Source organism: Pseudoalteromonas sp. KS88 (assembly GCF_004766475.1).
In the GTDB taxonomy this organism is placed as follows: domain Bacteria; phylum Pseudomonadota; class Gammaproteobacteria; order Enterobacterales; family Alteromonadaceae; genus Pseudoalteromonas.
The window spans coordinates 37,776-52,459 of sequence record NZ_PYHV01000026.1; the positions used below are offsets into that span (position 1 = coordinate 37,776).

12 protein-coding genes are annotated in these 14,684 nt (G+C 40.3%); 8 read left to right on the plus strand and 4 right to left on the minus strand.

What is annotated here, in order from left to right; translation table 11 throughout:
• Positions 1-151 precede the first annotated feature (151 nt).
• From C7Y70_RS16780 to C7Y70_RS16810, 7 genes are all read left to right on the plus strand, one after another.
• Positions 152-772, plus strand: a complete 621-nt coding sequence (locus C7Y70_RS16780; protein WP_099296925.1) for an OB-fold-containig protein — start codon at positions 152-154, stop codon at positions 770-772.
• Between the two features lie 59 nt (positions 773-831).
• Complete coding sequence (locus C7Y70_RS16785; RefSeq protein ID WP_099296924.1) at positions 832-2,934, plus strand: SPFH domain-containing protein; 2,103 nt, start codon at positions 832-834, stop codon at positions 2,932-2,934.
• Positions 2,935-3,005: 71 nt separating this feature from the next.
• Positions 3,006-8,948, plus strand: coding sequence for a DNA repair ATPase (locus C7Y70_RS16790; protein ID WP_245321582.1), 5,943 nt, complete (start codon positions 3,006-3,008; stop codon positions 8,946-8,948).
• Between the two features lie 39 nt (positions 8,949-8,987).
• Positions 8,988-9,341 (plus strand): biotin/lipoyl-containing protein, encoded by a 354-nt coding sequence (locus C7Y70_RS16795; protein WP_135476001.1) that lies wholly within the window; start codon positions 8,988-8,990, stop codon positions 9,339-9,341.
• A 141-nt stretch (positions 9,342-9,482) separates the two neighbouring features.
• Positions 9,483-9,866: a hypothetical protein gene (locus C7Y70_RS16800; protein ID WP_135476002.1), complete on the plus strand. Its 384-nt coding sequence runs from the start codon at positions 9,483-9,485 to the stop codon at positions 9,864-9,866.
• 338 nt (positions 9,867-10,204) lie between these two features.
• Positions 10,205-10,609, plus strand: coding sequence for a hypothetical protein (locus C7Y70_RS16805; protein ID WP_135476004.1), 405 nt, complete (start codon positions 10,205-10,207; stop codon positions 10,607-10,609).
• A gap of 192 nt (positions 10,610-10,801) precedes the next feature.
• Complete coding sequence (locus C7Y70_RS16810; protein WP_135476006.1) at positions 10,802-11,323, plus strand: hypothetical protein; 522 nt, start codon at positions 10,802-10,804, stop codon at positions 11,321-11,323.
• A gap of 298 nt (positions 11,324-11,621) precedes the next feature.
• Here C7Y70_RS16810 and C7Y70_RS16815 read toward each other — a convergent pair whose 3' ends face one another.
• A complete protein-coding gene (locus C7Y70_RS16815) occupies positions 11,622-12,050 on the minus strand; it encodes an OsmC family protein (RefSeq protein WP_135476008.1) in 429 nt (142 codons plus the stop codon).
• A gap of 259 nt (positions 12,051-12,309) precedes the next feature.
• Here C7Y70_RS16815 and C7Y70_RS16825 point away from each other — a divergent pair, with 259 nt between their 5' ends.
• On the plus strand, positions 12,310-12,855 hold the full coding sequence (locus C7Y70_RS16825) for a HAMP domain-containing sensor histidine kinase (protein ID WP_135476010.1): 546 nt from the start codon (positions 12,310-12,312) through the stop codon (positions 12,853-12,855).
• A 220-nt stretch (positions 12,856-13,075) separates the two neighbouring features.
• Here the strand turns inward: C7Y70_RS16825 and C7Y70_RS16830 are convergent, their stop codons facing one another.
• The 3 genes from C7Y70_RS16830 to C7Y70_RS16840 form a co-directional block, all read right to left on the minus strand.
• The gene (locus C7Y70_RS16830; RefSeq protein WP_099296915.1) at positions 13,076-13,747 is read right to left on the minus strand and encodes a hypothetical protein; all 672 of its coding nucleotides are present in this window, start codon (positions 13,745-13,747) and stop codon (positions 13,076-13,078) included.
• Positions 13,748-13,867: 120 nt separating this feature from the next.
• On the minus strand, positions 13,868-14,005 hold the full coding sequence (locus C7Y70_RS16835) for a DUF2256 domain-containing protein (RefSeq protein WP_099296914.1): 138 nt from the start codon (positions 14,003-14,005) through the stop codon (positions 13,868-13,870).
• Between the two features lie 117 nt (positions 14,006-14,122).
• Positions 14,123-14,677, minus strand: a complete 555-nt coding sequence (locus C7Y70_RS16840; RefSeq protein ID WP_099296913.1) for a zf-TFIIB domain-containing protein — start codon at positions 14,675-14,677, stop codon at positions 14,123-14,125.
• Between the last annotated feature and the right edge of the window lie 7 nt (positions 14,678-14,684).

Sequence of the window (14,684 nt, forward strand, 5' to 3'; positions counted from 1 at the left end):
AGTTAATTGTTGAAATTCAACTTAGGCATAACTGCTAAAGCGAACAACAGCAAAATAAATTGTTTTTGTTATAAATTTCTTAACAATCGTGCCTTAAAATGGTAAAAAGTTTCTATAAGGATAATAAATATAAAGCTGGGTAGCAGTTACTATGGATTTTTTGAATTTAGCATTTTCTTTCCCCACAGCTGTTTTTACGACACTACTGTTAGTTGTCATTCTGTTTTGGCTGATAACCCTTGTAGGTTTTGCTGATATAGATATGTTTGAATCAGATCTCGATATTGATGCCGATGCGGCACAAACTTCAAGCGTGTCATCATGGTTTAACCTGGGATTTGGTGGGGTGCCAATTACAGTTTCACTTAGCCTCATTGTGATGACCAGCTGGTTAATCAGTATTTATACACATAAATTATTTGCTCACCTATTAGGTGATGGCATTTTATTTTATCTGTTTGGCATGCTAATGCTGTTAGCGAGCTTACTTGTAGCGCTTCCTCTTGCTGCTATTGCAACTAAACCTTTACAGCGCTTTTTTACCAGCGCAGAGACCTCAAAAAGCACTGACTTACTTGGGTTAGAATGCATTATCGTTACAGGGAAAGTGACCAGCACTTTTGGTCAGGCTCGCGTGCAGTTTCAAGGTACTGAGCAACTCATTCAAGTGCGAAGTAACGACAATGAACCGTTTTCATCAGGTGACACAGCCGTGTTACTTGAACACCTCAAAGAACAACACTGTTACACCATAACCCGTAAACCATGGTAAATGGCTTACGTAATTGTACCTGTAGCATATAAAAATCGACAATCAAGTTAGGACATAACATGGAATTTTTAGATAACCTCATCCCTATACTCACGTTTGTAGGTATAGCAATAGCGATCATTTTTGCTATCTTGCTTATCGTTGGTAAGTTTTACCGCAAGGTTGAGCAAGGCCAAGCTTTAATCATCAACAAAATGAAAAACGAGCCTGATGTCACTACAACGGGCGGTATTGTTTATCCGGTGATCCATAAAATGGAAGTAATGGATATTTCGACTAAGCGCATGGTTCTTGAGCGAAAAGACAAAGGTGGCTTAATTTGTAAAGACAATATCCGTGCCGATATAGCGATTACTTTTTATATACGTGTTAATGAAAACAAAGAAGATATTTTGCGTGTTGCAAAACATGTAGGGTGCGCACGTGCATCAGAGCACGACACGCTACAAGAACTCTTTGAAGCAAAATTCTCTGAAGCCCTTAAAACCGTTGGTAAACGGATGGACTTCGTTGAGCTATTTACTCATCGTAACGAGTTTCGTGACAACATTAAAGAAGTGATAGGTCAAGATTTATCAGGTTATACCCTTGAAGATGTCGCGATTGATTATCTTGAACAAACCTCAATAGATAAATTAGATTCACAAAATATTTTAGATGCAGAAGGTATTCGTCGCATTACAGAAATGACGGCTTTGCAAAATGTATCGACCAACCAATTAAAGTGTGATGAGCGCGCTAAAATTGAGATTCAAAACCAAGAGGCAACCGAGAAAACACTCGAGATTGAACGCCAAAAGCAAGATGCTATGTCACGCCAAGTGCGCGAAATTGAGACTGTAAAAGCCCGTGAATTTGCAGAAGCTGAAAAAGTCCGCCAAGAGGAGCGCCTTAAATCAGAGCAAGCACGCTTACAAGCTGATGAAGCAATTGGTATCGCCGAACAAAACAAACAACGTGAGCTTGATATAGCAGAGCAAAACCGTTTGCGCGTGCTCGGAATTGAAGAAGAAAAGGTATCGCGCTCGCGTGAAATTGAAGTGATCGAGCGTGAAAGAGAAACCGAAATTTTACGCATCAATAAAGAAAAGGCCCTAGAGGTTGAGCGTAAAGAAATTGCTGATGTGGTGCGCGACCGTGTAATTGTTGAAAAATCAGTGGCCGAAGAAGAAGAACGCATTAAAGATGTACAAGTATTGGCTGGCGCAGAGCGTGAAAAAGAAGCGGTAATTATTCGTGCCAAGGCAGAGGCTGAAGAAGCGCTGGTAAAAGACATTGAAGCGGCAAAAGCACAAGAGCAAGCGGCAGAATACAAAGCCCGTGAGCTTGAAACAATGGCTAATGCTGAGCTGAGAATCGCAAACCAACAGGCTGAGTCTAAGAAGATTTTAGCCCAGGCACAGCAAGTTGAAACAGCCGCTAAAGGCCTTGCAGAAGCGGACGTAATAAAAGCGAAGGCAGAAGCAAATGCAATACAAGGCGAAACAGATGCGCGCGTACTGCAACAAAAACTTGAAGCGCAAGCACAAGGTGACCGCGAAATAGGCTTAACTCAAGCCCAAGTACAAACCGCGATGGCTGATGCAAACGAGAAACAAGGCGAAGTTGAAGCAATTAACCTTGAGCGTAAGATGCTCGCAGAGGCTAAAGGCCTTGAAGAGAAGCTGCAAGCACTCAATGCAATGGATCAAGATGCCCGTGATTACGAAAGCTTTACCCTGCAACTAAACCAACAAAAAGAGTTAGTGCTTGCTAAGATTTCGGCAAGTAAAGACATTGCAGAGCATCAGTCTCATATTATGGCAAAAGCACTGGGTGACGCTGATATTAATATCATGGGCGGAGACGGCCAGTTCTTTAACCAGTTTATGAGTGCAATTAGTTTAGGTAAATCAATTGATGGTTTAGTTGATGAAAGCCAAACAGTGCAAACGGTATTTAAAGACCACTTAAACGGCGACCGTAATTTAATAGAAGACCTAAAAGGTGTATTAGCAGGGGCAAATGGCTCAGCTGAAACACTAAAAAACTTTAACATGAGTAAATTACTTAAGCAGTTAAGTAATACAACGGCAGCTGAAAAAAGCCAATTACTGAGCATGTTAGGCGGCAATTTAGGTAGCGGCTTAGATGATAAAATTAAACTAGATCCCAAAGACTAGTTTTGCCAATGCTAATAGCCGCAACAGCAAATGCTGCGGCTTGCTTTTATTAAATATCAGGAAAGGTTTTCATGACGGACGTAACTCAACAAGCGCTAGAGCAAGGCTCTTACGATTTAATTAAGCGCCGCTTATCTAATTTTGGCACTGATTTAAAAACCCAAATAGACACAGTAAATAAGCAACGTATTGAAGAGTTTGGCAGCACAGAGTTACAAGTCAAAGGGCGCGTACGCGTTCGTACTGAACAAAACTGCACCCCCCGCGATATTGTTATTGTGGGTGATAAAGTTATTTTTGCTTATAACGTACAGTTAGGCTTAAAAAAAGAAACCGCTATAAGTGATGTATTCAGTGTTCAAAAGCTGGTTGAACAAGATGATCATTACGAAATAGAACCTTATCCTGATACCACCCGATTTTTAACCGACAGCCGGTTTATTCGTGATTTTGAAGAGCTGTATACCTATTACAAACAAACCAGCCTACAGCACCTATACCAGCAAAATGGTAAGCTGTTTGCGTTATTCCAAATTGGTGACAAGTTATCGGATGTACGCGTGTTTCGCTGGGAAATTCACCCAGATAACACCATTAATTACATTGATAACCGCGGTGAGCGAGATATTCAACACGCTCATGACTACGATTTTGAATGGCTCAAAACAGATCGCAACGATCACATTGAAGGGCGTTTTGCCCACATAAATATTGCCGACCAACTGTTTGTTGAAACCACCGGTGGCACACTCACCATTAAAATCGAAAACAGCACAGACACAGGCGAAGGTATTTACCAAGAAGCGGTGGATGATAAAAATCAATCCCTTGCTGACAGTGATGTTGATTATGCGCTGGTGGGTGATTTAATACTCCTTAAAATACTGCCATACCGCGAAAAAACATGGCGTTATTTTATTTATAACACCCGCACACAACAGGTTATGCGCCAAGACGCCATTGGCAGTGCATGTGTAACCTTACCAGAAGACCACGGGATTATTTTTCCCGGTGGTTATTATTTACAATCAGGCCAAGCCCGCTCATTTGAAGAGCAAATAGATGATTTAGAGTTTCACCGTCATGTTAAATCACCTAACGGTGAAGATGTTTTGTACGTGTTTTACGAGCCAAGTGATGGGCGTTATGCGCTGTTTGCCTACAATATTATTGATAAAAACCTGCAAAACCCAATCTACTGCCACGGCTACGCTATTTACAACGATGGTTTAACACTGACCTTTAAAGCAGACAAAGACGAAGCGGAGCGCGTTCACCCAATACAAATTTGGCAAAGCCCGTTTGTCTCCAGTGAATTTGCTGCCAATGCTCCAGTACTTACCAGCTTTTTTGGCAAAATAGGCAATCCTGATTTAGTGCGCGGTATCTCTGATTTATACAGTGTGTGTAAAGCCATTAGCGAGCAAAGCCCAAGCCTCAATCACTATGAAGATATGATAGCGTTAAGCCGTAATATTTTTGACCGCTACCATTGGCTTAACGAGAGCGAATTTGCAGAGATTGCAACAAGTCTGCACAGTATATTTGAAACCGCCGAACAAGTGCTTGACGAGTTTGAAAAAGTCACTGAAATTCAAAATAAAGCTAAACAATCGCTGGTTGATATTAATAAGCAGTACACGGAGGTCACCCGTGAAGTGCGCCCAGATAGCTTTAAAACCGCGCCTGAATTTGTGCAAGCAATTGACGCACTCAAAATATTAAAAGGGCAAATAATCAGCCTTGAAGATATTAAGTACATTGATCTCAATGCCCTTAACGAGCTACAACAACACGTTGATGAAAAGCTTAGCGAAGTAAGCCAAGCTACAGCGGCATTTTTACAGCAAGACAGTGCCTTGCAACCTTACCATGATAAGTTAGGCGAACTTGAAGCACTGAGCACAAAAAGCGAAAGTGTCAGCGAGCTAAAAACCTATATTGCAGCCCTGGATGAGCAAAGTGTAGAACTTGATTTACTTAACCACACTATGCTTGATTTGGACATTGATGACAGTCGCGTTCGTACGCAAATATTAGAAGATATCAGCGCCGTTTATGCACTGGTTAATCGTGCAAAAGCCAGCATTGAAATACGCCAAAAAAGCTTAGGCAGCGTTGAGGCAAAAGCGGAATTTGCAGCGCGTTTTAAACTGTTTTCGCAAAGCATTACCAATGCGCTGAATAATGCAAAAACCCCTGAAGCCTGTGATGACCAACTTTCACGCCTGCTTATCCAGCTGGAGGAGCTTGAGTCTCAATTTAGTGAGTTTGATGAATACCTCAGCGAAATTATTGCCAAACGTGATGACGTCTACGAAAGCTTTGAAGCACACAAACAAAGCCTGATTGATGCCCGCCAACGTCGCGCACTTAATTTAGCCAATGCCGCTGAGCGTATTTTACAAGGTGTAAATCGCCGCGCTCAAAGCTTTACAGAGCTTGATAAACTCAATACTTACTTTGCCGCTGATCCGATGATCAGCAAGTTACGCGCATTAACTGACGAGCTTAAAGAATTAGGCGATGAAATACGCGCAGATGATATTCAATCTAAGCTTAAAGCGAGCAAAGATCAGGGCATTCGTTCACTGCGTGATAAACAAGATATTTATACCGATGGCGGTAACACGGTCAGCATTGGTAAGCATGCATTTAGTGTGAACAAGCAACTGCTTGATTTAACGCTGTTGCCGCGCGATGAACAATTAATGCTGCACCTAACAGGCACTGATTATTTTGAAGCCATTGAAGATGAGCAAAGCCTTGCCACACTTGAGCAAAGTAAACATTTATGGCAACAAGCTCTGGTATCTGAAAATGACACGGTTTACCGCGGTGAATACCTTGCAGCGCAGCTATTGCTGGTGTGTGAAAATAGCGAGCACTCGCTTACATTTAGCCAGCTGCACGATGCGCAAGCGGATGGCAGCTTATTAAATGTAGTGCAGAAATTTGCTGAACCGCGTTATCAAGAAGGCTATGAAAAAGGCATACATGATCACGATGCATGCGCTATTTTAAGCACCTTACTGACGCAAAAAAGTACTCTAGACTTACTTATCTATCCCGCCAGTTGCCGTATTATTGCGCAATTATTTAGTGCGCAATTAAGCACAGAGCAGTTAAGTAATTTTTATCATCAGGCAAATAACGCCATATTGATGGATAAACACTTTGCAGCAACACAATTTATTACCAATTTAACCGAACAAATAAGCACGCAAGTTAGTCATTTCTTACCGCAAGTTGCGTTACTGTGCCAACGCTTCACTGATTTTTCATGTGATTTAACAGCCGGATATTTGATACAACAACTAGCGCAACAAAAATCACCAGATAAGCTTAGCTTTGTGGTGTCGCAACAGGCTAAAAAGCTTGCCGAACAATTCACAAATGAGGCAAAGGTAAAAGGCTTTAGTAGTGAATTAGAGAGCGCGCGTAAAAATGTGAACAGCACCGATGAGCGTGCTTTGTTGTATTTAAGCTGGTTAAACGCGTATTGCTTACATTACCCACAGATAAGCGCCGTTGAGCAAGCGGAAGCCGCTAATTATTTGCACTTAAGTGCCAGCACAGGGTTAACTTACCAAGTGCTAGATGTAACCCCTGCAACGCAAGTTGAAAACCTCATGGGGCAACATAAGCGGGTAAAAGAGCAGGTTCTTAACCTTGATTACGCTGAATTTTATGCTCGTACACGGGACTATATCACCGAGCAAGTGCCTGCATTTGAGCAATATCACCGCCTGCGTACTGACATACTTGCAGAGCAAAAAGAGCGCCTACAACTCGATGAGTTTAAAGCCCGGCCTTTAAGTTCATTTGTGCGTAACCAGCTTATTAACAAAGTGTACTTCCCAATTATTGGCGATAACTTAGCTAAACAAATTGGCTCTGCGGGTAAAAATAAACGCAGTGATTTAATGGGCATGTTATTGCTTATATCACCACCCGGTTACGGTAAAACAACGCTCGTTGAATACGTGGCAAATCGACTAGGGCTGACCTTTGTAAAAGTAAACTGCCCATCAATAGGGCACGACCAAGTCTCACTTGACCCGGCGCAAGCGATTAATGCAACCGCTGAAAAAGAGATTGCTAAAATTAACCAAAGCTTCGAAATGGGCAATAACGTGATGCTCTATTTGGATGATATACAGCACACTAACCCTGAGTTTTTACAAAAGTTTATTTCATTGTGTGATGGCTCGCGCCGTATTGATGGTGTGTGGAACGGTAAAAGTAAAACCTACGATTTACGGGGTAAAAAGTTTGCCGTGGTTATGGCGGGTAACCCGTACACGGAATCTGGCGAGAGCTTTAAAATACCTGACATGCTAGCCAACCGTGCTGATATTTATAACTTAGGTGATACCTTAGCTGGCTGCGAGCAAGAGTTTGCCATGAGCTTTATTGAAAATGCATTAACCTCAAACTCAGTACTTGCGCCGCTTGCTAATCGTAATATGGAAGATTTATACAAACTTGTGCGTATTTGCGAGGGCGAAGATATCTCATTAAATGAGCTTGAACATGGTTATTCTCAAGCCGAGGCAAACGAAATTAAAGCGGTATTAACCCGCTTAATGACCATTCGTAACACGGTGCTAAAAGTAAACGCTCAGTACATCGCTTCAGCCGCACAAGACAATAACTACCGCACTGAGCCGCCTTTTAAACTGCAAGGTAGCTACCGTAATATGAACAAAATGGCAGAGAAGGTCGTCGCTGCCATGAACGATGAAGAGCTTGAAAATCTAATACGCGATCACTATCGCGGCGAGGCGCAAACTCTCAGTAAAGGCTCAGAAGAAAACTTACTTAAACTAGGAGAGTTGCGCGGTACACTCAGTGATGAGCAGCAGCAGCGCTTTGCACAGATCAAAGATGATTTTGTAAGGCTCAATAAGCTCGATGGCGCGGGCAGCCCGGTAATGATGGCTGTTGAACAAATGAGTTATTTGCATGAATCATTGCAAAATATTGCCGGTAAGTTGAGCAAAACTAACCTCAGCCACGATTACAGCGAATTATTGCAAACACTTGGGCTCAATGTGCAAGGGACAGACAGCAATCATGCAATACAAGCACTTGCGCAAGCTGTTGAAAGCGGCTTTGGGCAAACACCTTACAAAGACGTGCTCAAACAGCTAGCAGACAACACGGCTGAAAATAATACCCAAGCACAACTAAACGCGTTAGTTAAAGCAACAACTGAAAATAATACTAATCACACGTTAAATACATTAGCCTCACAGCTAGGTGAAAGTATTGTTTCAATTAACAATAAGAGTGAAATTACCGCGTTAACGAAAGGCATTGCTGCAAATAACACGAATCAAACATTATCTATGCTGGGGCAACAGTTAGCAGAGTATTTAGCCCCTTTAGATAACAAAGAGCAGCTTCAAACCTTGATAGAGACCATAGCGAGTAACAATACGGCTTCGCATATTGATGCATTAAGTGAGCAGCTGAGGGACTCTATTAAAAATAATAATATGCAACATGGTGTGCAACAGCTTATTGCAGCGTTAAATAGCCAAACCGAGCAATTAAATACAAAAGCCGAGCTCGCAGAGCTTACCCAAGCGATAACCAATACTAACCCTAACAGTGCTATTTTAGCATTACAGCAGGCATTACTTGCTGGTAGTGAAGTACAAATAAACGCCTTGAGTGAGCAATTGCTTAGCGCATTGACTACACTGGATCACAGTGAAAAATTAGCTGATATATTAACAGCGCTAAAAAGCACCAACAGCAACGAGCAAACTCAACACTTAATAAGCCAGTTGCTCAGTGAGTTAAAGGCTGCGAATAATCGTGATGTGCTTGAGCTTATTGCACAGCAAAGCGTAGATAATACGCAACAAAACGCTTTGCAACACAGCGAACAAAAACAGGCCTTAGAGACACTCATAAGTGCAATAAAAAATCAGCCAAGGCAAGTGGTTACACAGGTAAGCGAAAAAGATCAGCAAGATGGTTCTATGCCAACGTTGTTATAAAAAACATAAGTTGTTTTTAAACATAAAGGAGAAAAAGAGATGGAAATCAACGCACCAGAATTATACGACTCAATGGGCGAGGCAAAGATAGCCGCTATTTATGTGAATGACGGTCAAGAAGTCATTGTTAATCAAGCACTGTTTGATGTAGAACTTGAAAAAGCCGTGTTAGAGGTTGTGACACCACAAGCAGGCGTTATTCATAACTTTAAGGCAAAAGTAGGTGACATTGTAAGCTCAGAACAAGTGATTATGCACCTACGCGAAAAGCGCAACGGCGAGCACACCGTAGATAAAAAATTACCGCTGGAAGAGGAAGTTGCTTTATTAAGAGAAGAAAACGAGCGACTCAAAAAACTGCTAGCACAACAGCAACTAACAGCTGCTTGTTAGTCGTTTAGAATAATTGATCAAGCCACTATTTTACCCAATGATACAGTTTTGGTTGAGTGTATTTATTGTTTTTGTGTTTTCCTCCCAAGTAAAAATGGGGAAAAGACTCTTTGATAAAATTGGTATATTTGAAAGGTCACTATGAAATATCTCTTTATTGTGCTTTTAACTTTTAGCTTCTCAAGCCTTGCTTGTATGCCTTCGGTGAATATTGATATCGCAGAGGTATTCGTGGAAGTGCCTAATCCAGTTTTTGAAGAAGGAACGGTTATTAACGCGAAGACAGGAAAGGTGACTGCCAAGATATCTTTTAATGAAAAAGGGAAAGTTGTTAAAATTAAAAATTTGGGTTTGACGCCTTCTTCTTTGCCTTTAGCGCCAATTAAAGAGGCTTTATACTCATCAAAACGACATTTTTCTTCACAGAAAGCTACATCACATAATATTGCAATTGATTTTCCAATTGAGTTTAAAGAGAAAATAAAATTCCGTTTTAATTTAAGCCCGCCAATTATTGAAAAATAGAGTATTTCAAATATAAAAAATGCATCAAAAATAACGTCAAATGTTTGCTCGGCGTTTATTTTTCGCTTTATTTTAGCCAAGCATTACCTGTAACGCTAAGGGCACTTAGTCTACCTTGAGTTTGAATGCATAATAATAAATCAGCGTGTTTACACGGGTACTTTGATGTTTTCAGGGAATTTATAAATGGAAAAATACCCAAGGAATCAAAAGCCAACGAAGATTTTGATGTTACAGCATGACCTTATTGGTGATACGTCTCTTTAGATAGATAATGTCTTTATGCTTTAGGATAAACCACAATTTTAGTCTCTTAATGCAGTATTAGGTTTTAAATTATGCTCAGTATTTTACTTATGGTAGGTGCTATACAATTCGGCGAGATAAAAGCTTGCAGTGATCTTTCTATAACGGCATTAGATACCTTCCAAACTAGAGTGGAGTATCTAGGTAAGACACCACAACTTTTTGCCGATGACAATTTAAAAGTTAGAGCCTCATTGCCGTCTGCTTGCTCGTATGTAAACTCAGAATCTGAAGTTAAATTCGATGTAACAAGTGAAGGTCAGATTACGAATTATAAGGTTTTGTTTGAACACCCTGTAAGAATTCATTCCCGTGTAATCAAAAGGGCAATACTAAAAACCCCAGTTAATAAAAGTGCCTGGGGCACAATCGGAAATAAGGTAAGGGTTATTTATGTTCAATATAAAAATAAAATCGAACAAACACATCAAAACTGACCCTACGGCTAAGCAGCTGTGTTTTAAAAATAAGCTAGCTAATAGAGCTAACGTGCCACATCAATAAAAGTACCTTGAAAAGGTATGTTTAGATTTAAAAGCGTGTACAATTCTTTTCGGTAAATTTTGGTGCTTTATATAAAACCATATAATCACCTTTCCTTAACCTCATAATTTAATGGAAAATCAATCATGTGGAAGTGTTTAGTTTTATTATTTTTACTAACTGGGTGTGCGGTACAGTATAAGGTTCCAACCTCTGGCGATACTGCAAATGTTCGAATTGGCACGCGTGTTGGCAACGACCACACATGGGTTTATGGATACAGTAATGCACAGTGTGATGATAAAAAAACGTGGTTAAGGTTAATTGGTGAGCCAATGGCGTCGTGGGCTGAATCTTCCAAGCGATTAGGTATGCCTTTGTGGGATTACCCTAATGGGGCAGCCCATGAGATTTTAGTTCCCGCTAATAAGGCGCAATACATTATGGCCGTTCAAAATCACTACACATTTAAATGTGGTACTTTCATTTCGCATACATTTGATAAAAATAAAGATTATGAAATCATTATTGGCGACCAACATCGCTGCTCAGCAAGTATTTATGAAATAGTACCCACGTCAGAACAAGCAGCAGATTTTAAAAGGGCGCTAATAAAAACAGTGAGCATGGTTGATGGTGTATCCCAAGCATGTAAGGATAAGTTTTAATATAAGCTTACTGTAGCAAAAAATTTTAAGCTAGTAATACCAGCCCGTAATGATACTAAATCATTTTGAGGGATGACGCTAACGACGTTAAAAATTTTTGATTTACGACTGCATGGATGCAGGAGTAATTGCCGAGAACAATTAAGTAACGTAATTTTTGCCTTGTTATCTACGAGGTTTTTTACCTTAAAATTGACTCATTAATTAAGCGAATTGGTATAAGTAGCGTATTTGCCATAAACATTAAAAAGCCAAGCAAAATAGCTTGGCTTAATATAATTAATAGTTAACTAATGTATTAATTTAACTGCATTGACAGTGATATCTCAGCATTCATTAGCTTCGATATTGGGCAACCTTCTTTGGTTTGTACGCATAGTTCGTCAAACTTTAATTGTGAAATACCCTCAATCTTAGCCTCTACATTAAGCGCAATGTGACTCACTTCAAAGCCATCATCTACCTCATCTAGGCTAACGGTTGCGGTGGTTTTGATGTCATCGGCTACATAATCCGCTTCAGTAAGTGCTAGCGACAGCGCCATGCTGTAACAGGCACTGTGGGCTGCTGCAACCAGCTCCTCTGGGTTAGTGCCAGCTTTGTCTTCAAAGCGAGTGTTGAACCCATATGGCTGGCTCTCAAGTGCACCACTTTCGCTACTTATTGATCCTTTACCTGATTTAATATCCCCAGACCAATTGGCTGATGCTGATTTTTTAATCGTCATAATGTCTCCTTGGGTTTGTTGTGTAAAGTTTGCAATAACATTGCAAGCTCTTCATGCTTATACCGGCTAGTCGGTATTTACACGATACTCAAGTAGGGTTTGCAATATTGACACCAAGGTTTATTTTGCGTTTCGCCGACACCGCTCTGAGCAATAAATTACGTTGTCCCAGTCCCGTTGCCCCCGCAACAAAGCGCAATTTATTATAGCTAGTGGCGTACCCCAAGCGTGTAAGAGTAAGTTTAAAAATAAGGTTACTATGCGCCAAAAAATTTATGACGATGCGAGTAATCCAGTGATTAGTCGTATATCGCAAGCATGCACTCAAATGGAGCAAACCGTGGTTACGTTGTTAACCTTAGCACGGCAAGAGCATACTGATGCGGATAAACACAACGTAAAGTTATTACCCTTAATTGAGCAGGCGGTTATTGATCATAGCCACTTGATTAATAACAAGCCAATAGACGTTAAAGTGCATGATAATTGCGATATTAGCGTGATGGCGCAACCGGGTATGGTTAAAGTGTTACTGGATAATATTATTGGCAATGCATTTCAATATACAACACAAGGACAGGTGAGTATTGAAGTACGGGGTATGACATTAATTGTTGCAGATACCGGGCCTGGTATTGAACAAAGCATATCAGCAAACATAACAGACGCCTTTGTGAAAGGGGAGCAAAGCACAGGCTATGGCTTTGGTTTATCAATAGTTAAGCGATTATGTGAGCATCAAAATTGGTTATTCAAAACAGTTAATAACCAAGGGACTGAAATTCATATCACGTTAACTCAATAACGAGTGTTGCGATAAATGCGATCTAGGAGTCGTGCTTTTAAGTTTATCGCTGGCGCGTTTAATTATGGGGGAATGTTCATATTGTTATTGTCAGTAATCACAATATCAGCGGTGATAATTGAGGAAGTTTCGGGCTTATCATTAAGGGCTAAATTTAAAACCCTTTTAACACCAAGTGTAAGCAATGGTGTTAAAAGGGGTCATTGAGAGACGACTCTCATCAATAGTCACATGCCATAGACCACTTTATATCACTATCACTGTTAGTTCCTGTACTGGCACAGCGCCACTTATTGTGCATGCTAAGCATAAACGTTTCTAACAGGTTCTTATACAACAGCGTATTTTCTGTTTTATAAGGGTTTGCAGTCATTCCTACAGAAACGCCCCCATTAGGTGCTTTTGTGAAAATAATGTCGTCAATCACTTTACAACCAGTACTGTCTATTGCGCATACATCCACAGGCGAGTCGGCTTCTTTTCTAACCATCATAATAGGTGGCTTTTTTGAATCAGCAGACATTAAGTAATGTGTAATCGCCTCAGTGCGTTGAATACTGAGTGTTGAAGAGTCTTTTGTTGGTAATAGGGAGTTAAGCCAAGTAAGCATTGAATACATCATGGTTGTATTTTTATACGTATAAATTTCATTGCGTTGTACTGATGCCACAAAATCATGGACTTGGTTGTTAATTGACTCTGAGTCATCACAGTTATTTAACGAACAGTCTTGTATAAAGCCAACAACACTCGGATTTTTAAAATGGCCGACCAATAATAGTTCAACTTCATTTTTATTACGGTCTTCAAAGAAGTACTTTGTAAACGCAGCATTTGCAGACAGTGAATAGGTCAGTGTAAAAACGATTAAAAATAGACTTAGTAACTTCATAATCACTCCTTGTTAAGAATTATGTTACTCCATGTTTTTGCTTTGAAATATAGCTTCAACTGGTTGTACCTAAAATGTAACATCTTGGCGTAATAAAGCAAGGTTGATTTTTTGTTCACTTTACTTTGAATTACGCCGACACCGCTCTGAGCAATAAATTACGTTGTCCCAGTCCCGTTGCCATTTTTTGCGCCGGGTAAAATCACGCTTGCAAACGGGGCAGGTTTTTTGCGGTAAATGTAATTTTTTATGCGCCATTGTTACGCTTCTTTTTAATGTTTTTTGGTCGCGGTGTAGCGCTTACATGGGCTTTGAGGTAACTTTACTGCCATTATTATCTTAATAATGGCAGTATAATTTTGCTAAATTAAGATACTACTTCTCTGCAGAGTATGGATCTTCAGCCAAAAGATAGGCTCTTAAATCGGCTTTTTGCGGCTGTGCATTCAACCATTCCCTAAGTTCTTTTACTTTTGCATAAGTGTCATTGCTAAATTTATCAGCATATATGTCACTAAAGTTTTGCTTGGTACTTTGCTCGCGAATTTGGTTTTGCCATTGTTGTGTTACTACTGCGTTCAGTGTACCAGCTAAGCCTTCTTCTTTTAGTAATTCCCACTCACCCGCATCTAACCAGATACCACCTACTGGTGCGCTGTAATCTATACGGTGGTCAGTTGATGATGAAATACGAAATTTCCGCATAATGACACCTGATACCGGGCAAATTAATGCTTTTTTAGTGTCTGTAGCGTCGGCTTCGAATGAGATGTTCTCAGCAAACGCAAAGTTTGGATTACGCTCTTTCCAAGCTGCAAAGTCTTCGATTAGTATCCAGTGGCCATTACAGTGCGTGCATGTATGCGAACGAAATTGACCTTCAATAAAACTAGGTTTAAGTAACCCTTTACCACAACTTGTACAATTCATAGTGTCC